The organism is Bacillus sp. S71 (genome assembly GCF_016625265.1).
Lineage (GTDB): Bacteria > Bacillota > Bacilli > Bacillales > Bacillaceae_G > Bacillus_A > Bacillus_A cereus.
Genome location: NZ_JACVUW010000008.1, coordinates 165486 through 184575 on the forward strand (window position 1 = coordinate 165486; position 19090 = coordinate 184575).

Sequence of the window (19090 nt, forward strand, 5' to 3'; positions counted from 1 at the left end):
TTGTTCATAAAAAGGTCGGAAAGGAAGACAACAAGTGAAGACAGAGAAATTTTTTACCCATCCGATTGGCGTATTTATTGCTGCAATAGTAGCAACTTTTTTATGGGGAAGCGCATTTCCTTTTATTAAATTAAGTTATGTTGAACTTGGAATTCAACCACAAGAAGTTGGAGAGCAAATATTATTTGCCGGTTATCGTTTCTTTTTATCTGGATTCATGCTCTTATTATTCTTTAAAGTGTTAGGAAAAGATATGAGCTTCAAAAAAGGAACGGGGAAACAGTTAATACAAATTGGTTTATTCCAAACGTTTCTTCAATATATCTGTTTTTATATTGGAATGAGTTATAGTTCGGGAATTGAAGGAGCTATCATTTCAGGGACATCATCATTCTTTCAAATTTTACTCGCCCATTTTTTATATAAAGATGATGCCCTCAATATGAGAAAAATAATTGGCGTATCGATTGGCTTTTGTGGCGTCGTTTTAGTAAATATGCCGAGTGATGGTAGCTTATCATTTCATTTTGGAATCGGAAGCTTATTACTTCTTAGTGCAGCAATGCTGTATTCATATGGAAACATATTAGCGAAAGAAGGTAGTAAAACGTTAGATGTTGGCTATATGACAGCATACCAAATGATGTTTGGTTCTATAGGATTATTATGTATAGGGGCTTTACAAGTTGGAGTAATGCCATTTACATTTAGTCTACATGCACTACTTATGCTGATTTATTTATCTTTCTTATCTGCAGCTGGTTTTTGCATTTGGAATACAATTATGAAGTACAATAAGGTTGGAAAAGTATCTATGTATATGTTCTTTATACCCGTATTTGGTGTGTTATTATCGAGCATGATTTTAGGTGAAGCAATTCATTCATTTGTGTTACTCGGTTTAGCATGTGTAGCCGCGGGAATTATTGTGGTAAATCGGACGCCAGCTAAGCAAAAAATAGAGAAAGAAAAACAAGTAGCATAGAAAGCAGAAAAGCGATTACAATGGAAGAACAGTACTGTTCTTCTTTTTTTATAGAAAAAGGATAATAGACTAAGTGTAACGAAAAAAGATACAAAAAGCATTTATTGAGGAGAACATATTATGAATCTACTTTACGTGGTGTTAATTGGGCAAATACTTCTTTTTTTAATTGGTGCAATTTATGCAATGCGGCAGACAAAAAGAACGAAAGATAATATGCCGTTACCTTTAGCAATCCGTCTTATTCTTAGTTTTTCTTTAACAGGTAGTGCAATTTGGATATGGTTACAAGATCCATCTGTAGAGTATAGTACGTGGGTTGCACTTGGTATGACTTTATCGACTGTGGGAGATTTGTTTATGGCTGGGCTGATTCCAATTGGTCACAGGTTAATTGGTGGGATGGTTACTTTCGCTCTTGCTCATTGTTTTTATGTAAAAGCATTTTTGCAAACAGGAATTTCGTGGAATGGTTTTTGGATTGGCTTACTCGTATATGGGCTCTTTCTAATTGTAGGATGGTTCTTCTTTATCCGAAATGATAAACAGAATAAATTGTTTACGATAGGAGCTCTAATTTACGGATTGTGGGTTGGAGGAATGGCTTGCTTTGCATTCGCCTTATATTATGAAAATACAGGAATATGGTGGATACCAGCGTTTGGTGGTTTACTGTTTGTGATTTCTGATTTTATTATTGGCGTGACAGATATCGGAGGGCGTAAATTGAAGTATGAGCCACTTTGGATTTGGTTTACATATGTAGCTGCTCAAATGTGTATTGTATATGTGGGATTATAAAAAGATACTCTCAAAATAGTGAATAGACTATTTTGAGAGTATCTTTTTTGCTTGTTTAATTTGATCAGTATTAACATTTTGAAATTTCTAATATTATAATTTTATAATTCAGAATTTTGTAGAAAAATATCAGTTGTATTATTTATAATAAAAGTAAAAAGATGATGAGATGGTGAAATGATGCAAAAGAAAAAACGTTGGCGTGAATTCTTTGGAACTATTGCAATTGCATGTTTATTGGTGTTTTTGGCGAAAATTTTTGTGTTTTTCCCTACGACTGTAAAAGGAGCATCTATGAGGCCAACGTTGCAAGATGGAGATAAGGTAATTGTTAATAAGTTAGCAAAACAATTTGAAAGCTATGGGAGAGAAGATATTATTGTTGTGAAAACAGATAATTTTTATGTCAAAAGAGTGATTGGATTATCTGGAGATATAATTGAGATGAGAAATGATCAATTATATGTAAATTCTGAAGTGAAAGATGAAGAGTATTTGGATAGTAATAAAAAACAAGCAGAAAAAAAACTTATGAATTTAACAGAGGACTTTGGACCGATTACAGTTCCTAAAAATAAGATTTTTGTTATGGGAGATAATCGCTTAATAAGTAAAGATAGTAGAAATGGTTTAGGTTTTATTGATAGAGAAGATGTGTTAGGAAAGTTAGCAGGCATTTATTATCCGTTTGAACATATGAAAATAATAAAGTAAAAAACCAAGCAAATTTTAGTTTGCTTGGTTTTTTTGTTAAACAGTAGGAGATTCGTTAGATACAAACATATCTTCATGTTTCTTTGTAGTACTTAAAACGAATTTATGTTGTAGCAATTGTAGTTTAAATAACGCCAAAGGATCATGATATGTTTCTGGATTGCTTCTTAGCGTTGCTAATGTTTGCTCGTCTTCCTTTATCTCAAGTTGAGCTGCATCCACATTTTGTTTCAATATGCTAAGTGGATCTTTAAAGAACATCATGATATCACGTTCTAATGCACCTTCAAATACTTCAAATTGTAGGAAGAATTGTTTTGAAATTGTGTGAGCAATTTCTGTATAGTCTTCTGTTTCAATATATTGTTTATATTTGTTGGCGAGCATAGATTGGTTTTTTTGCATATTACCAAATAATTTTCCGGCACTTTTTAAGAAAAACTGTGTTGGTGTAAAGCGTAATAAAATATTGATGTTCGTTACTGTAATTCGATTTGTCATTCGTACAACATCTCGATTCCAATCATCTAATAATTTGAAATCGCAAGGAAGTTTCATACGTTCTTCTTTATATAATTTATTAAACGTTTCACTCATTTCATCTAAATAAGCTTGAGCTTGAATAAATTCATTATGTGCTGTTTCAATCCATTCTTGAATAGACCCAGTAAATTTAGGAAGAAGTACCTGTTGTACATGCTTTTGAACTCGTTCATTCATTGCAGCATTTAATTCTTCATGAACTAGTTTGAAATCACTATCTTCTTGAACAAGATCAGAGCAGCTCTGTAATAATTCAGGAATTTGAGAATGTATATCTCGTGTAATTTCTTCTTTCGTTAAAAGATAGGATTCGGTAATAGAGCGAATTTTATCTTTTTCAAGAGCAGTAAGGTTATTAATAAATCCAGTAAGTTTCACTGAGATGTGTTTATTCCAGCGTACGGATTTTACTAATGTATTTTCTAATTCCACACGTTCATTTATGAGATAAGCAATTGTCTTTTGCGTAAACCATATTAGCTTTTCTATACGTTCTTTTTCTATATTGCGTTTTGCAAGATTAGAGAGAATAGATTCTGTTACATCTCCAAGTTGCTGACTACTCTCTTGCGAAGGAGAGTATGGGAAGAATTGTGCATCTGGAAAATGTACTTTAAGTTTACTAATTAGTTTTTCATTAGTAGTCGTATTATTTGTGTGTAATACGAAGTGAATTTGTAAGTTTGGTACTTGTTCACGTAAATAAATTAACGTATCAATTTCTTCACTATGCAATGGTGAAGAAGAATTTAATACGTAAACAAGGCTATCTGCTGCTTGTAAGTATTCAAAGTATGCATTGTTTTTATCCAATTGTCCTTGAATGGATGGTGTAATAAGAAATGTAAACTTATTTTTTCTTAAAAATCTACTTGGTAGCTTAATTTCTATACATTTTTTCTCAAGTGCTGACTGAGCAGATGTAGCCGCTATTTGATGGAATTCATCAAGGTTAGAGATATTTCTGATATCTAACTCGGTAAATTCTGTTATTTCAGTTTGACTAGCGTCTTTAAATAGAATAGGAGTTGTTAAAGTTTCAGTTAAGATGTTCTCTCCTAATATTGAATTAACAAATGATGTTTTATCATGGTCACTAGTTCCAGCTATTAGTAGTGGTGTGACATTTAAATCACATAGTTCATGGACGAGTAGCGTAAATTGATGACTTAAATCTACATCATTTTTCTCAGCCCATACAGCGATTGTTTCGAATAAATGAGAAACTATTTCCATATTTACATCTGCTTCAGCTGATGTATTAGAAAGTAAGGATCCAGCACTTTTTACGAGTAATGATTCTAAGGTTGTAGGTGAGACTTCATTCCATGCTAATACTGCTGCAGAGACAACTAGAGAATCTTTTGCTTTCGTTAAACTGAACCAATTTGTTAATAGATTTGGTACAAGTCCGTTTAATTCATGCATAAAATGATTTCCGGTAATTAATGCAAAGTATGTTTCTTGATAGCGAGTAGAAATTTCATTCCAATCGTCATTATTGTCTGTTTCAATATGCAAGAATAAATGATTAATACTTTGAATCCAAGGAAGGTATAAGGATTCATGTTGGTAGCTATTCCAAAGAGCAATAACAAGTTCTTTAAATTGAGCTTGATCAACAGCATATAGAGCTTTTAAAGACTCATAGAAATATTCAGGCTTAATATTTTTAGTAAATCCTTTGTTTATGTAATTTATTAATGTATCAAACCAGTGTAAAGATTGTGTTCGAATACCTTCTTGAACAGCTAGTTCGATAGCGTTGTTCCAATCTTCTTGTTTTTCATAGAAAGAACGTGCAATTGCAGTAATGTTTGGATAATCCGGTTGGAATGCAACAGCTTCACTAATCGTCTTAAAAGCAAGTCCTAAACGATCTTGTTCGATATAAAGAGAAAGAAGTTGTAATGAAACTTCCATCGTAAGAGTTGTATCTTCTGTTTGAATAGATTGATAAATTTCTTCTGCCTTTGGTAGGAATCCTAGTTCAAAATAAGCATCTGCAATATTTTTTGTTGCCCAAAGTGCAAGAGTATTATTAACTTTTTCCCATTTAAATATAGCTGCTTCAAAATCTTTATTTTGATAATAAAATTCACCTTGAGCAAATCGAATATTAGAAATGTTGGAGAATTCATTTTTAGATTCATTTATATATGCTTCACCGAGTACTTCCGATGCAGGAGTAGAAGTTTCTTCTGTTAAAAATGTTTTATAGTAAACTTTTTGAATAAATTGATTTTCAATGGTCATGTTCGTTCCCCCCTGTATAATTTAGAAAAATGATGTTGTATGTAAAAGGGTTCATGTTCTTTTAATAGGTAGAAGTTGGATTATATAGACCAAACTATGTTTTTGCTAGATATATCATTTTTCTTGAGAGTTAAACCGTTGCGAAAAGTAACTTTCCTTTATTGTAACAAAAAAACACGCATATGAATTTTTATTTTTTATCAGGACATTTGCAGGCAGTAAGAATCTAATCTCAAAATTAGTGAATGTAAGTGAGTTATGTGGGAGTCGGGATGTCTGTAGAAGCAAGATTGGTATAGGTTAATAATTACAAAACTCCCACTGATTAAAGTTTCACTTTATCTCTGTTAAAGGAAAGAATAGAAGTAGAGTTCATTATAAAAACAATGTATAGTGAATATGTATACCATGTTTGCCTTAAAGATAGAAAGGGTACAATGTGGAATAACGATCGTGCATAGGATGTGTCTTCCGAATGGAACAACATATTGGCGAGTTAATCGCGCATTATGGCTATTTTGGAATTGTTATAGCTTTGGCTGGTGGGATTGTCGGATTACCGATACCAGACGAGTTTTTATTGACCTTTGTTGGTTATAATGTTTCAAAAGGAGTTATGTCAGGAACTGCTGCTTTTTTAAGTGGGATGGCTGGTGCGATGTTAGGGATCACGTTAAGCTACATATTAGGTTTAAAACTTGGGCTCCCTGTTTTAAAGAAATATGGGCCGAAAATTAGAATTAAAGAACATCACATTGAAAAAACACATATTTTATTTGAAAAATATGGGCCATTTCTTTTAATGATTGGTTATTTTATACCGGGAGTACGTCATTTAACAGCATATTTTGCTGGGGTATCAAATTTGACACTTTGGCGTTTTTGTTTGTACGCTTACGGTGGTGCGCTCATTTGGATAAGTGTTTTTATTGGGCTTGGCTGGAAGTTAGGCGAGAAGTGGCGCTTCGTTGAGTATAGTTTACATCATTATGGAATATGGATTTTATTAATTTCAGCAGTTGTTACATGTGTTGTATGGTTTTATATAAAGAAAAAGAAAAACCGCTAATAGCGGTTTTTTTAGCTGAAAGCAATAAATAATACACCAGCTGTAATAAAGACTACACCAACGCCGGTCATAAAGTTTAACTTTTCACCGAGTATAATCATAGCGAGAATGATAGAAAATACGACGCTTAATTTATCGACAGGAGCTACTTGTGAAACCTTTCCTGTTTTGAGGGCAAGAAAATAAAATAGCCATGACGAAGCACCTGCAATCCCACTTAATGTGATAAATAGCAGTGCTTTTTTATTTAGCAGTACGTCGCCGATATTTTGAAATTTACCTTGTATGATAATAACGCCTATCATAAATAATGCCATAATAATAGATCGAATTGTTGTTGCAACGTTTGCATCGATTCCGTCTAAACCAAACTTTCCAAAAATCGATACAAGGGCAGCAGCAATTGCTGATAATAGTGCAAACAAGAGCCACGAACTCATAGTAAAATCCCTCCAATCTTACAGTATTATACATGAAAATGATTCTCATGTATAAAGTTGAAGCAATTGAGGTTTATAGGAAGCACGACTTCAACTTAACTTCTTGTTCCACCTGAATTTTAAGGTGGGAGTTTGACTGCCCGCAAATAGTGGGCTAAATAACGAAATAATCCCCACCTTATATTTTTAATAAGGTGGGGATTATTATACTACTCTGCAATTTCCTCATATAAAAAGTACGTTACATTATAAATATGTTCTACTTCATCGTCTGTCATAAACAGTAATTCGTCACGCTCAATCCCTTTTTTCTTTTCAATAAACTCAATCATGTTTTTGCGTTCTTCTCTCTTCATCAATTTTATTTCTCCTCTCAATCTGTTTTAATACAGTTTATTTAAGTTAATGCTATTATATAACAGAATCTTTAGAAAGTTCCACCTATTTTATTGTTTTTTTCAAAAGAACTTTTCGACAAAACAAGCCCACCTAAGGGGGGCTTGTTTTATTTTATAGTCGTAAAAACTCAGGCTCCGTCGTACCGGCACCATCGATGTAATAAATTGTGTCGGGATTAATTTTTATCAATACGTAATTAGGGTCTTCAGGACCGAGTAACCAACGTTTTAAGCTATTATTCCAAAACTTGTTTTTTAATGTCGAGTCTTCCTCGATTGAAGCTAACCCTTCAACTTCAATATAATCTTCATCTAATTTTTTTCCTTCTCGTCCGAGTAATACATGGACATTAGGATTGTTTTCAATATCTGTTATCTTTTTTGATTTCCGATCTGTTGCAATATATAACACAAAATCTTCGTGGAAAAACATCATAAAGGCACTATGAGGTTTATTTTCACGTACAGTAGATAATACACCAGTTCGTTGACCGCATATAATAGTTTCAATTTTTTCTTTTAAATGCATGCTTTTAGCCTCTTTTCATACTTTGTAGTTTTCTTCGTCAAAATAAGAATGAAGTATCTTTCATACTCTTTTCATCAAGATGATTTTTTAAACGTAATTGTGATGAAATCGGACAAGTTAGGAGAAGAATAATAATAATATTGAGGAGAAATACATACGATGGAAGGGTGAAAAGCATGTTTAATAAAATATTTCTTATAGTAGCACTTATAGGTGTACCACTATCTGTACTTGGAAAAACACTTCATTGGCCAGAAACAATTATGTTCGCTGTGTATTGTATTACGATTATCGCGTTAGCTGGTTTTATGGGGAGAGCAACAGAGAGTTTAGCAATTGTATCTGGTCCTAGAATAGGCGGATTATTAAATGCTACTTTCGGTAATGCAGTTGAACTTATCATTTCAATTTTTGCACTTCAAGCAGGGTTAATTGAAGTGGTGTTAGCTTCTTTAACGGGTTCTGTACTTGGAAATTTATTATTAGTAGGAGGACTATCCTTCTTTGTAGGTGGACTTAAATATAAAAGGCAAAGCTTTAACGTTTACGATGCAAGGCATAATTCAGCTTTATTAATATTTGCTGTTGTCGTAGCCTTTGTTATTCCAGAGATCTTTTCAATGAAGATGGACGCTGGCAAGACGTATCAATTAAGTATAGGTGTTTCTATTATTATGATTATCATGTACCTTGCTGCATTACTATTTAAGTTAGTTACGCACCGTGGTGTATATCAACATAAAAGTGACGAAGTAGCGCATGAAGAAGAGCCAGAGTGGTCGAAAGGGAAAGCACTCCTTATTTTAGCGATAGCAACACTGGCAGTAGCTTATGTGTCAGAGGCGCTCGTGCATACTTTTGAAACTGTTGCAAAATCATTTGGTTGGTCAGAATTATTTATAGGGGTTATTATCGTTGCAATTGTTGGAAATGCAGCGGAACATGCATCTGCAATTATTATGGCTTATAAAAATAAAGTAAATATTGCAGTCGAAATTGCAATAGGTTCTACATTACAAATCGCCATGTTTGTTGCTCCTGTACTAGTATTGCTATCTATGTTCTTCGCGCAGAGGATGCCTTTAGTATTTACCATACCAGAACTTGTATCTATGATTACAGCTGTTTTCTTAACGATTGCGATTTCAAATGATGGAGATACAAACTGGTTTGAAGGCGGCACTTTACTAGCGGCGTATGTCATTATGGGAATTGGTTTTTATTTATTATGAAAAATAGGCATAACAATTGTGCTCAGAGAAAACAATAAACAAAGTAGTATATATACCTTTACATAGGAAGGAGCCAGACAGGTGAAACGAGTATACAGCATATGTCTTTCAACTATGGTCTCGTTTATTTTATTATTTCCTAACATGAGTTTTGCAAAGACAACAGTAGGAACAAAAATGCCTTCATCTGTTTTAAATATTTCAAAAGACAATACATTTCCAAATGATGCGCAAGATTTGCCACGTTTACAGCCAAGTAAGTTTGCTCAAGAACTATTGAAAACAGCTAATATTAAAATTGAAAATCCAGACTTAATTCGGATGTTTAATGAAACGACAATTTCAAATGCGCCGCTTGCAGTAGGGTACCGGGCAAAAATTTATTTAGGTCAATGGGCTTTACATTATGAATCAGTAGACACATCGATTAATTGGGAATATAAACAAGTGAATCGAAATGTGTATGATAATCGCGGAGGAGACCGTTTATATCCACTTCGCTATAAGCAAGAAACACAAAAGACGGTTGAAGGCGATTTAACAGCAGATATGAAAGATGCTGCAGATGTGAAAAAAATGATGCTTCTCAAAGCGCTTGAAAAAGTACAATTGCCCCTTTCGTTTAAAACAACTATTGGTTATGGTACTGGACATGAGCGTGTGTATAATATTAGTCCGAGTCAACTCGGATATTTATACGCTTATACACCAGCAGTAAATGAAAAGGGAAAAGTAACATTTGGAGAAGTGTATCTTGTATTAAAGGGAAATCAAAAAAGACTTGTTGTGAAAAATATTACTTCTCAAGGAATTGGAGCGGCGATTCCAATTCATGATCATTTATTTTTTAAATTCATTTCTTCTTCCCACTCGCAATAACATAAAAAAACGTCAGCTTATAAGCTGACGTTTTTTTATAATGTAATGTTTGCTGTTTTTGATAAGAAATCTTCTGTCGGATAGTAGCTGTTTTTTACAAGAACATTTGGTCCAAGACATTTTACTGCAGGACAGTGACAGCTTAATGATTTTGCTGTTTTTGAAGCACTCCATTTGTCATATGCTTCTTGTAATGTGTTTGTTTGTATGTTTCCTAGAAGTGGAACATCACCAAAGTCCGTCACAATAATATTTCCATCGAAAATATTTACATTTAAACGAGAACGGCCATCTGGATCATTACGAACAGTGACATTTTTGCTCTCTTGTAATTTTTTAAATGTGGCAATGTCTCGCTCGTCATCGCTACAAGCATAGAAAGGTAACGTTCCAAATAACATCCATACATTTTCATCGCGAATTTCTAGTAAATGCTCAATTGCATTACGAATTTCAGCTTTTGTTAAAATCTCTAGATTACTCGCGAAGTCACTTGGATACATTGGGTGAACTTCATGACGTTTACAGCCCATCTCTTCGACGATTTGACGGTGAATATGTTCAATATGTGGTAGAGTTCTTTTGTTTAACATTGTTTCGGCCGATACAAGTACACCTGCATCTGATAGAGCCTTACTATTTGTAATCATTCTTTCGAATAATTTTGCACGTTGTTCGTAAGTAGGTTTACGCTCCATCATTGCAAATCCGCCTTCAACGAAGTCATCAATTGTTCCCCAGTTATGAGAGATATGCAACACGTCTAAATAAGGAATAATTTGTTCGTAACGTGCTAAATCTATAGTTAAGTTAGAGTTGATTTGAGTGCGAACGCCTCGTTCATGGGCGTATTTTAAGAGTGGTGTTACATAGTTGTCGACGGATTTTTTTGAAAGCATAGGTTCTCCGCCAGTAATACTTAAAGAACGTAAATGAGGAATCTCATCTAATCGTTTTAATAAAAGATCCATCGGAAGCGGATTTGGGTCTTTCGGCTGTAACGTGTAACCAACAGCGCAATGCTCACAGCGCATATTGCATAACGTCGTCGTTGTAAATTCAACATTTGTTAATAGTAGTTTGCCGTACTCTTCAAGGTCCATATACGCTTCCCATGGATCGTAAGAAGGAGTAATCGGCTTCATTTTTTGTGATATCGTCATATGAAATACTCCTTTGACTATTGAAATAACAATTTGTCCATTCTCTATAATAGAAGAATATGTGCTTTTTATAAAGTGAAACTTTTTAGCGTGAAAAGAGAGAGGGCTTACATTATAGTGGATGACTGTGACAAAATTGATGAAATTTCATGCCCATAGCAATCATTTTTGCGGTATAATAAAAGCAACTCGAATTAAAAGGAGAGTGCCTTCATGGGAAAAGCAATTCAAGATAAAGATACACAATTAGTATATTTAAAAGAGCGTTTAAATATGTTCATTGAAGTAATTGATACAATTGAACCTGAAGAAGTAGAATTAGAAGATGTAGATCGTCTTCTTGCAATGTTAGATGAATTAGAATTAAAATGTGAGCAATTTAAAAAAGACGAATAATATATTAAAAAGGCTGCCAATTCCAATTTGGTAGCCTTTTTCTGTGCGGATAATAGAAGGACGATAGAAAAAGAGGTATAATCAAGTTGTGAAAAATTTCATTTATGCTTTAATAGCGTGAAACAAATAAAAAGCTAAAGAGCATAACAATGGAATTTTCAGCTCATAACGTTTTGGTAGCGTTCACAATTGAGGGGGAAGTAACAATGGAAAAGCTTCAAGAAAGCATGTATCAACTAATTGTTGAAACGTCAACGAACTTACCGAAAGATGTTCGTCGTGCGATTCAACAAGCGAAAGAGCGAGAAAATGCAGGGACTCGTTCTGCGATGGCACTTGGCACAATTACAAATAATATTAAAATGGCTGATGATAACATCTCACCGATTTGCCAAGATACAGGGATGCCAACGTTTAAAATTTATACACCAGTTGGTGTGAATCAATTAAAGTTGAAGGAAGCTATCTATAATGCGCTTGAGCGGGCGACAAAAGATGGTAAACTTCGTCCAAATTCTGTTGACTCTCTTTTTGGAGACAATAGTGGAAATAATTTAGGACCAGGTACACCGGTTATTAAGTTTGAACAATGGGAAAAAGATTATATTGATGCACGTTTAATCCTAAAAGGTGGTGGCTGTGAGAATAAAAATATTCAATATAGCTTACCGTGTGAACTAGAAGGACTTGGACGAGCTGGCCGTGATTTAGAAGGAATTCGTAAATGCCTTCTTCATGCAGTATACCAAGCACAAGGTCAAGGATGTAGTGCTGGTGTAATTGGTGTTGGTATCGGGGGAGACCGCACATCAGGTTATGAATTAGCAAAAAATCAATTATTCCGTACATTAGATGATGTCAATCCAGTACCAGAGTTACAACAACTTGAAGAGTACGTATTAGAAAATGCGAATAAGCTTGGCATTGGTACAATGGGATTTGGTGGAGAAACAACTTTACTGGGCTGTAAAATTGGCGTGTATAACCGCCTGCCGGCTAGCTTCTACGTATCTGTGGCGTATAATTGCTGGGCATATCGCCGCCTAGGTGTAACAATCCATCCTGAAACAGGTGAAATTATGGATTGGTTATATCAAGAAGGTGAAGATACACTTCAGCATGAAGCACAAGAAAAAACAGAGCAACGTGAGATTGTATTACAAGCACCAATTACAGAAGAGCAAATTCGTGGACTTCGCGTTGGTGATGTTGTAACAATTAATGGCATGATGTATACAGGTCGTGACGCAATCCATAAGCATTTAATGGATAATGATTGTCCAGTAGATTTAAATGGACAAATTATTTACCACTGTGGTCCAGTTGTTGTGAAAGATGACAATGACAATTGGCAAATTAAAGCGGCGGGTCCAACGACAAGTATTCGTGAAGAACCGTACCAAGGCGATATTATGAAGAAATTTGGTATTCGCGCTGTTATTGGAAAAGGCGGTATGGGTGCGAAAACATTAGCGGCTTTAGAAGAACACGGCGGCGTGTACTTAAACGCAATTGGCGGTGCGGCGCAATATTATGCTGAATGTATTAAAGAAGTGAAAGATGTTGATTTCTTACAATTTGGTATTCCAGAAGCAATGTGGCATTTACGCATTGAAGGTTTTAAAGCAGTTGTAACGATGGACTCTCATGGTAATAGTTTACATGCAGATGTTGATAAAACATCACTTGAAAAATTAGCGAGCTTTAAAGAGCCGGTATTTAAATAAACAAAAATGCATCTCGAATCTTTCGAGATGCATTTTTTGGTATATATAGAAAAACATGCACAGCATGAAAGTAAGTAAGGAAACAGAAACTACAGGTACGATTATATATGGAAAGGAGACTATTTATGAAATATAAATGGTTATATATCGGTCTCATTTTTTCAATTATGATGGCACTTGTTCCAGTTTCGGCATTGGCTTATACAAATACTCCACATAACTGGGGAATCCCGCGTCCTAAAAATGAAACAGTACCAGATGCAGGAAAGTTATATACGGATTTACTGCAAAAAAATGGCGGGTTTTATTTAGGAGATACGAAGAAAAAAGATATTTATTTAACATTTGATAATGGATATGAGAATGGATACACAGGGAAAATCTTAGATGTATTAAAAGAGAAAAAAGTACCAGCAACTTTTTTTGTAACGGGGCATTACATTAAAACACAAAAAGATTTATTGTTAAGAATGAAGAATGAAGGACACATTATTGGAAATCATTCTTGGAGTCATCCTGATTTTACAGCGGTAAATGATGAGAAGCTTCGTGAAGAATTAACGAGTGTAACGGAAGAAATTAAAAAAGTAACTGGGCAAAAAGAAGTGAAATATGTACGTCCTCCGCGCGGCGTATTTAGTGAAAGAACGTTAGCTCTTACGAAAGAAATGGGCTACTATAATGTATTTTGGTCACTTGCATTTTTGGATTGGAAAGTGGATCAGCAAAGAGGATGGCAATATGCGCATAATAATGTTATGACGATGATTCACCCAGGATCTATTTTATTACTTCATGCAATATCAAAAGATAATGCAGAAGCACTTGCGAAAATCATTGATGATTTGCGCGAGAAAGGGTATCATTTTAAAAGTCTAGATGACTTAGTAAAAAGCAATCAACCGTAAGCATGTATGCTTACGGTTTTCTCATGCTATAATGATGTGTAAAAAGGATGGGGAAACGTATGTGGAGCGAACATGTTACGTTAGAGTATCCGTATCATTTTGAAGAAGTATTAAAACGTTTATCTTTTGATCCTCTTAACGTCATTCAATTAGATGAGAAAGTCATTTATATCCCGCTTTGTATAGACGAGGAACAGGTTATTGTTCGCTTGCAAGGGATTGGTACTGTTCAAAATCCACAGTTTTGGATTTCTAGTCAGACAGGAAATCCGGAGAAAGTTATGAAACGAATGAGGGCCATTTTTCATTGGAATGAACCGTTTCAAGATATACAAAATCATTTTTTAAACACATCATTACGTCCACTATTTGAAACATATGCTTATACTCCAATTATTTTAGAATTTGATTATTTTGCTTGTCTTCTTCGCTGTATCATTCACCAACAAATAAATTTGAAATTTGCTACTGTGTTAACAGAACAATTTGTGAAACGGTATGGAACAGAGAAGAACGGTGTATTCTTTTTCCCCACTCCGGAAATAGTAGCAAATATTTCAATAGAAGAATTGAGAGAGCAGAAGTTTAGTCAGCGAAAGGCTGAATATATAGTAGGATTAGGTCGAAGTATTGTCAGTGGTACATTAAATTTAGCGAGTATAGAAAATGAGACGGAAGAAGAAGTTTCAGCACAATTGTTGCCAATTAGGGGAATTGGTGCATGGACAGTGCAAAACTTTTTAATGTTTGGGCTTGGACGGAAAAATATGTTCCCGAAAGCGGACATTGGGATTCAGCGTGCAGTGCAAGGTATATTTCAATTAGATGATAAACCTGATGATGTATTTTTAGAAAAAGTGAAACAAGAGTGTGAACCATACTGCAGTTATGCAGCGTTATATTTATGGAAAAGTATAGAGTAGAGGTGTAATAATGATACAAAAGCAACATGAGAGTAAGTTGGAAGTTGGTCAAACGTTTCCTGTGACAATTAAACGTCTTGGGATTAACGGAGAAGGCGTTGGTTATTTTAAGAGACAAGTTGTTTTCATTCCAGGGGCATTACCAGGAGAAGAAGTTGTTGCAGAAACAACGAAAATTCAGCGTGGCTTCGCTGAAGCGAAAGTGAAAAAAGTTCGTAAAGCTTCACCGCATCGTGTGAAAGCACCGTGTCCAGTATATGAGGAGTGTGGCGGTTGTCAGCTGCAACATTTAGATTATAAAGAACAATTGAATCAAAAGCGTGATATCGTTGTACAAGCATTTGAGAAGTACATGAAAAACAGTATGGAAGAGAAAATTCGTCCAACGCTTGGCATGGAAAATCCATGGCATTACCGTAATAAGAGTCAATTACAAGTGGGGCGTAAAGACGAAAAGGTTATTACAGGGCTATATAAACAAAACTCACATCAGTTAATTGATATTGCTCATTGTATGATTCAACATAAAGCAACGAATGAAGCGACAAAAGTTGTAAGACGTATTTTAGAAAAATTAAATGTTTCTATTTACAATGAGAAAAAACAAAAAGGTTTAGTACGCACAATTGTAACACGTACTGCAGTTCAAACAGGGGAAGTACAAGTTACACTTATTACAACGAAAGAAGAATTACCAAATAAAGAACAATTTGTTGCAGAAGTACAAAAACAGATGCCAGCGGTTAAATCAATTATGCAAAATGTAAACTGGCGTAAAACATCTGTTATTTTTGGAGACAAAACATTTAAATTAGCTGGAAAAGAAGTAATTCAAGAAACACTTGGTGATTTATCATTTGAATTATCAGCACGTGCATTCTTCCAGTTGAATCCAGAACAAACAGTTGTTTTATATGATGAAGCGAAAAAAGCAGCTGCGTTAACAGGTGATGAGAAAATTGTAGATGCGTATTGTGGTGTTGGTACAATCGGACTTTGGCTTGCGAACGATGCAGCGGAAGTACGTGGTATGGATGTAATTCCAGAAGCGATTGCAGATGCAAGGAAAAATGCGAAGCGTCACGGATTTACAAATACGAAATATGAAGCAGGTAAAGCTGAACAATGGTTACCGAAATGGGTAAAAGAAGGATGGCGTCCAGATGTAATTGTTGTCGATCCACCACGTACAGGTTGCGATGATAAATTACTGGAAACAATTTTAAAAGTGAAGCCGAAACAAGTTGTGTATGTGTCTTGTAATCCTTCTTCATTAGCACGTGATGTACAAGCATTAATGAAGAGCTATGAAGTGGAGTATGTGCAACCAGTTGATATGTTCCCGCATACAGCTCACGTAGAAAATGTAGTGAAGCTTGTTAGAAAGTAAAGTTTATTAATATTCCCTCATGGTATGAGGGAATATTTTCTATGAAGGAGAATATTATGCATAATTATAAATTAACGATTCAGTACGATGGTGCACGTTTTAAAGGATGGCAACGTCTCGGTAATAATGATAATACGATTCAAGGAAAAATTGAAAGTGTCATATCTGAAATGGTCGGAAAAGAAATTGAAATTATCGGTTGTAGTAGAACAGACGCTGGTGTACATGCTTTGAATCAAGTTGCTAACTTTCAAAGTGATGAGAAGTTAGTGGAACATAAAGTGAAAAAATATTTAAATCAATATTTACCTAATGATATTAGCATTACGAATGTGGAAGAAGTATATGATCGTTTCCATGCTCGTTACAATTCTAAAGCAAAAACATATCTGTATAAAATTTGGAATGAAGAGCATACAAATCCATTTATGCGTAAATACAGCATGCATGTGAATAAAAAATTAAATGTGGAAAGCATGAAAGCAGCTGCGAAACATTTAGTTGGTTCACATGATTTTACTGCTTTTTCAAATGCGAAATCAAAGAAAAAATCTATGGTTCGAGAAGTATATACACTTGATGTGATGGAAGAGGCAGGGTTTGTACAAATTAGAGTAAGTGGTAACGGCTTCCTTCATAACATGGTAAGAAAAATTGTTGGAGCATTAATTGAAGTTGGATTAGGACAATTAGATGCTGAAGCAATTCCACAAATTCTAGAGGCGAAACAACGTAATCAAATTAATTGTCTTGCTGAGGCGAGTGGTTTGTATTTGGAGAATGTTGAGTTTTAATGGCAAATAAAAAAATCGGGCTAAGTAGCTCGATTTTTTTAGTATTACGAAGATTTCTCTTTTTTTATACGTATCTTCAAATTCCAAAAAGCAGCAAGCATAATAGCTGCAAAGGAGCCGCTAATTGTTCCAAATAGTTTTGCATAAGGAGAGCTGCTTACATCGGCATTAATGAATAACATCATACAGAGCATGGCAGGGAAAAAGTATAAGTATTGTAATAACTTTAATTTTTTATCATTACTCATATATATAGCCCCTTTCTAGCATGTTATATGTTTATTATAACATATTTTACCAAGTTGTTTTTACACTTGGAGACATGTTCATTTCATATGTGTAAATGCAGTTTTTTAATTCGATATTGTAAGTTTTGCCTACTTAATCCTAAAAATTTTGCAGCTTGTGAGATGTTACCATGATTCTCTTTAAGAATTTGGTTAATGTAGTTCTTTTCCATTTTTTCTATTGTGTGTTTTAAAGTTTTTGGTGCATCAGTATTGTGATTAGTTAGTGCATGTTGCATATTGAATTCTGTTTTTATTCGTTCACGGAAGCGAGTAGGCATATGAAACGCTGTAATGATGGTTTCATCTTCTATTAAGTTCATGGAACCTTCAATTATATGTTCCAACTCCCGTACGTTCCCAGGCCAATCGTATGCATAGAAAAATTCTCTTACATTTACATCTACATCGGTTACGTTTAGCCCGAATTGAGTATTATATTTTTCAATAAAGTGCTGAACAAGAGCTAGAATATCTTCTTTTCTTTCACGTAAAGGCGGAAGACATAAAGTAACGACGCTTAATCGGTAATATAAGTCTTCTCTTAATCGATTATGTGCGATGGCTTCGAAAGGATCTTCATTGATAGTTGCTATAATACGAACATCAATTTCTTTTTCGTGTGTGCCTCCGATTCTTCGTATTTTTTTTTCTTGTATAGCTCGTAGTAACTTCGCTTGAAGTGCTGGACTTAATGAGTTGATTTCATCTAATAACAAAGTTCCTCCGTTCGCTTCTTCAAATAAACCAGCTTTATCGATAGCTCCTGTAAATGCACCTCGGTTTGTACCGAATAATAAGCTTTCCATGAGTGTATCAGGTATAGCGGCACAGTTCTGTGAAATAAAGGGTTTTGTTGAACGCTGACTTTCATTATGGATGCTTTGTGCAAATAGTTCTTTCCCAGTGCCTGTTTCTCCTACTAGAAGTATGGAGGAAGATGTACGAATTACTCTTTTTCCTTCAGTAATGATTGATTGAATAGCTTCAGAATCACCAATTATGTGATCAAAGGTAAATTTAGTACTTTGTTTTCGAGAAGGGCCCATTCTTATTGTTTGCTTTAAGTTACTAATTTCTTTTGATATTTCAATAGCGCCTTTAATTTTTCCATTTTCTATTATAGGGAAAGTATCGTTAATCGTTGTAATTTCTTGTCCTTTATTGTTAAAATACGTTTGTTTTATATTTTTGTTTGTTTTTCCTAATTTTAATGCCTCTATAAGAGTACTATTTTTATTTTCTTCAAATGCAAATATTTCTAAAGGACTTTTATATAATACATCTGAGCGTTCCATTGATTCAATTTCCATCATTTTGCGGTTATAGATAATCGTTTTACTTTCCTCATTAATAATATGAATCCCGATATCGAGTTCATTGAGTAAAGTTTCATATAGCATGTTCATTTCAATGATCTGTTTAAAATTAATGTCTTCTGTACGCATAGATTATCTTCTCCTCATTTCACCCTATGAAGACTGACTTTTTATAATTTTATTAAAATTCTTATAAAACCGCAAAATTTTTTTGCTATTTTCCTTTTAAAACTTTTCAAATGATAGAAAAATTTTGCGGTTGTGCACGCTTTTTTGTGTAAAACTCTCATTTAATATATGAATTAGAGACTTGGTACGCATTTTGCATAAATAATAT

General features: G+C 34.3%; 19 protein-coding genes. 12 read left to right on the forward strand and 7 right to left on the reverse strand.

The genetic code is table 11. The features are described from left to right. Positions 1-34: 34 nt before the first annotated feature. From IBT51_RS18560 to lepB, 3 genes are all read left to right on the forward strand, one after another. Positions 35-985, forward strand: a complete 951-nt coding sequence (locus IBT51_RS18560) for a DMT family transporter (RefSeq protein WP_000845702.1) — start codon at positions 35-37, stop codon at positions 983-985. Between the two features lie 120 nt (positions 986-1105). Further along, the gene (locus tag IBT51_RS18565) at positions 1106-1786 is read left to right on the forward strand and encodes a lysoplasmalogenase (protein ID WP_200458720.1); all 681 of its coding nucleotides are present in this window, start codon (positions 1106-1108) and stop codon (positions 1784-1786) included. A gap of 177 nt (positions 1787-1963) precedes the next feature. Next, complete coding sequence (lepB, locus tag IBT51_RS18570; RefSeq protein WP_000983310.1) at positions 1964-2500, forward strand: signal peptidase I; 537 nt, start codon at positions 1964-1966, stop codon at positions 2498-2500. Between the two features lie 36 nt (positions 2501-2536). On the opposite strand, the gene IBT51_RS18575 is transcribed toward lepB, so the two are convergent. Continuing rightward, entirely contained in the window at positions 2537-5299 is a 2763-nt protein-coding gene (locus tag IBT51_RS18575; RefSeq protein WP_197241082.1) for a tetratricopeptide repeat protein, read from the reverse strand. 475 nt (positions 5300-5774) lie between these two features. On the opposite strand from IBT51_RS18575, the gene IBT51_RS18580 reads away from it, so the two are divergent. Continuing rightward, on the forward strand, positions 5775-6368 hold the full coding sequence (locus IBT51_RS18580; protein WP_000434876.1) for a DedA family protein: 594 nt from the start codon (positions 5775-5777) through the stop codon (positions 6366-6368). An 11-nt stretch (positions 6369-6379) separates the two neighbouring features. Here the strand turns inward: IBT51_RS18580 and IBT51_RS18585 are convergent, their stop codons facing one another. The 3 genes from IBT51_RS18585 to IBT51_RS18595 form a co-directional block, all read right to left on the reverse strand. Then, positions 6380-6808, reverse strand: a complete 429-nt coding sequence (locus IBT51_RS18585) for an EamA family transporter (protein ID WP_000100295.1) — start codon at positions 6806-6808, stop codon at positions 6380-6382. A 209-nt stretch (positions 6809-7017) separates the two neighbouring features. After that, positions 7018-7164 (reverse strand): BH0509 family protein, encoded by a 147-nt coding sequence (locus IBT51_RS18590; RefSeq protein WP_000817786.1) that lies wholly within the window; start codon positions 7162-7164, stop codon positions 7018-7020. Between the two features lie 154 nt (positions 7165-7318). Next, the gene (locus IBT51_RS18595) at positions 7319-7735 is read right to left on the reverse strand and encodes a pyridoxamine 5'-phosphate oxidase family protein (RefSeq protein ID WP_016083647.1); all 417 of its coding nucleotides are present in this window, start codon (positions 7733-7735) and stop codon (positions 7319-7321) included. 176 nt (positions 7736-7911) lie between these two features. On the opposite strand from IBT51_RS18595, the gene cax reads away from it, so the two are divergent. Together cax and IBT51_RS18605 are read left to right on the forward strand one after the other, a co-directional pair. Then, complete coding sequence (gene cax, locus IBT51_RS18600; protein WP_000482133.1) at positions 7912-8967, forward strand: calcium/proton exchanger; 1056 nt, start codon at positions 7912-7914, stop codon at positions 8965-8967. A gap of 81 nt (positions 8968-9048) precedes the next feature. Then, entirely contained in the window at positions 9049-9846 is a 798-nt protein-coding gene (locus IBT51_RS18605) for a YfkD famly protein (protein ID WP_002083605.1), read from the forward strand. 35 nt (positions 9847-9881) lie between these two features. Here IBT51_RS18605 and yfkAB read toward each other — a convergent pair whose 3' ends face one another. Beyond that, positions 9882-11009, reverse strand: a complete 1128-nt coding sequence (gene yfkAB / locus IBT51_RS18610; RefSeq protein ID WP_000156025.1) for a radical SAM/CxCxxxxC motif protein YfkAB — start codon at positions 11007-11009, stop codon at positions 9882-9884. A gap of 213 nt (positions 11010-11222) precedes the next feature. Between yfkAB and IBT51_RS18615 the strand changes: the two genes are divergently transcribed. The 6 genes from IBT51_RS18615 (at position 11223) to truA (ending at position 17147) form a co-directional block, all read left to right on the forward strand. Continuing rightward, a complete protein-coding gene (locus IBT51_RS18615) occupies positions 11223-11405 on the forward strand; it encodes an SE1561 family protein (RefSeq protein WP_000513558.1) in 183 nt (60 codons plus the stop codon). Positions 11406-11611: 206 nt separating this feature from the next. After that, positions 11612-13132, forward strand: a complete 1521-nt coding sequence (gene fumA, locus IBT51_RS18620; RefSeq protein WP_000413530.1) for a class I fumarate hydratase — start codon at positions 11612-11614, stop codon at positions 13130-13132. 125 nt (positions 13133-13257) lie between these two features. Further along, a complete protein-coding gene (gene pdaA, locus IBT51_RS18625) occupies positions 13258-14040 on the forward strand; it encodes a delta-lactam-biosynthetic de-N-acetylase (protein ID WP_000875959.1) in 783 nt (260 codons plus the stop codon). Positions 14041-14099: 59 nt separating this feature from the next. Beyond that, complete coding sequence (locus IBT51_RS18630; RefSeq protein ID WP_000269416.1) at positions 14100-14963, forward strand: DNA-3-methyladenine glycosylase family protein; 864 nt, start codon at positions 14100-14102, stop codon at positions 14961-14963. A 10-nt stretch (positions 14964-14973) separates the two neighbouring features. Further along, entirely contained in the window at positions 14974-16353 is a 1380-nt protein-coding gene (gene rlmD, locus IBT51_RS18635) for a 23S rRNA (uracil(1939)-C(5))-methyltransferase RlmD (protein WP_089170364.1), read from the forward strand. A gap of 56 nt (positions 16354-16409) precedes the next feature. Continuing rightward, positions 16410-17147, forward strand: a complete 738-nt coding sequence (gene truA, locus IBT51_RS18640; RefSeq protein WP_053565330.1) for a tRNA pseudouridine(38-40) synthase TruA — start codon at positions 16410-16412, stop codon at positions 17145-17147. Between the two features lie 44 nt (positions 17148-17191). Here the strand turns inward: truA and IBT51_RS18645 are convergent, their stop codons facing one another. Both IBT51_RS18645 and IBT51_RS18650 read right to left on the reverse strand, forming a co-directional pair. Beyond that, a complete protein-coding gene (locus IBT51_RS18645; protein ID WP_000063858.1) occupies positions 17192-17395 on the reverse strand; it encodes a hypothetical protein in 204 nt (67 codons plus the stop codon). 83 nt (positions 17396-17478) lie between these two features. Beyond that, positions 17479-18882, reverse strand: a complete 1404-nt coding sequence (locus tag IBT51_RS18650) for a sigma-54 interaction domain-containing protein (RefSeq protein WP_200458719.1) — start codon at positions 18880-18882, stop codon at positions 17479-17481. Positions 18883-19090: the final 208 nt, after the last annotated feature.

Bases quoted from the DNA above. Each gene is read 5' to 3' on its own strand.
- lepB (WP_000983310.1), top strand. From the start codon at position 1,964: ATGATGCAAAAGAAAAAACGTTGGCGTGAATTCTTTGGAACTATTGCA.
- IBT51_RS18595 (WP_016083647.1), bottom strand. From the start codon at position 7,735: ATGCATTTAAAAGAAAAAATTGAAACTATTATATGCGGTCAACGAACT.
- IBT51_RS18575 (WP_197241082.1), bottom strand. From the start codon at position 5,299: ATGACCATTGAAAATCAATTTATTCAAAAAGTTTACTATAAAACATTT.
- truA (WP_053565330.1), top strand. From the start codon at position 16,410: ATGCATAATTATAAATTAACGATTCAGTACGATGGTGCACGTTTTAAA.
- IBT51_RS18650 (WP_200458719.1), bottom strand. From the start codon at position 18,882: ATGCGTACAGAAGACATTAATTTTAAACAGATCATTGAAATGAACATG.
- IBT51_RS18565 (WP_200458720.1), top strand. From the start codon at position 1,106: ATGAATCTACTTTACGTGGTGTTAATTGGGCAAATACTTCTTTTTTTA.
- IBT51_RS18585 (WP_000100295.1), bottom strand. From the start codon at position 6,808: ATGAGTTCGTGGCTCTTGTTTGCACTATTATCAGCAATTGCTGCTGCC.
- pdaA (WP_000875959.1), top strand. From the start codon at position 13,258: ATGAAATATAAATGGTTATATATCGGTCTCATTTTTTCAATTATGATG.
- IBT51_RS18630 (WP_000269416.1), top strand. From the start codon at position 14,100: ATGTGGAGCGAACATGTTACGTTAGAGTATCCGTATCATTTTGAAGAA.
- IBT51_RS18615 (WP_000513558.1), top strand. From the start codon at position 11,223: ATGGGAAAAGCAATTCAAGATAAAGATACACAATTAGTATATTTAAAA.
- IBT51_RS18645 (WP_000063858.1), bottom strand. From the start codon at position 17,395: ATGAGTAATGATAAAAAATTAAAGTTATTACAATACTTATACTTTTTC.
- IBT51_RS18590 (WP_000817786.1), bottom strand. From the start codon at position 7,164: ATGAAGAGAGAAGAACGCAAAAACATGATTGAGTTTATTGAAAAGAAA.
- IBT51_RS18580 (WP_000434876.1), top strand. From the start codon at position 5,775: ATGGAACAACATATTGGCGAGTTAATCGCGCATTATGGCTATTTTGGA.
- yfkAB (WP_000156025.1), bottom strand. From the start codon at position 11,009: ATGACGATATCACAAAAAATGAAGCCGATTACTCCTTCTTACGATCCA.
- rlmD (WP_089170364.1), top strand. From the start codon at position 14,974: ATGATACAAAAGCAACATGAGAGTAAGTTGGAAGTTGGTCAAACGTTT.
- cax (WP_000482133.1), top strand. From the start codon at position 7,912: ATGTTTAATAAAATATTTCTTATAGTAGCACTTATAGGTGTACCACTA.
- fumA (WP_000413530.1), top strand. From the start codon at position 11,612: ATGGAAAAGCTTCAAGAAAGCATGTATCAACTAATTGTTGAAACGTCA.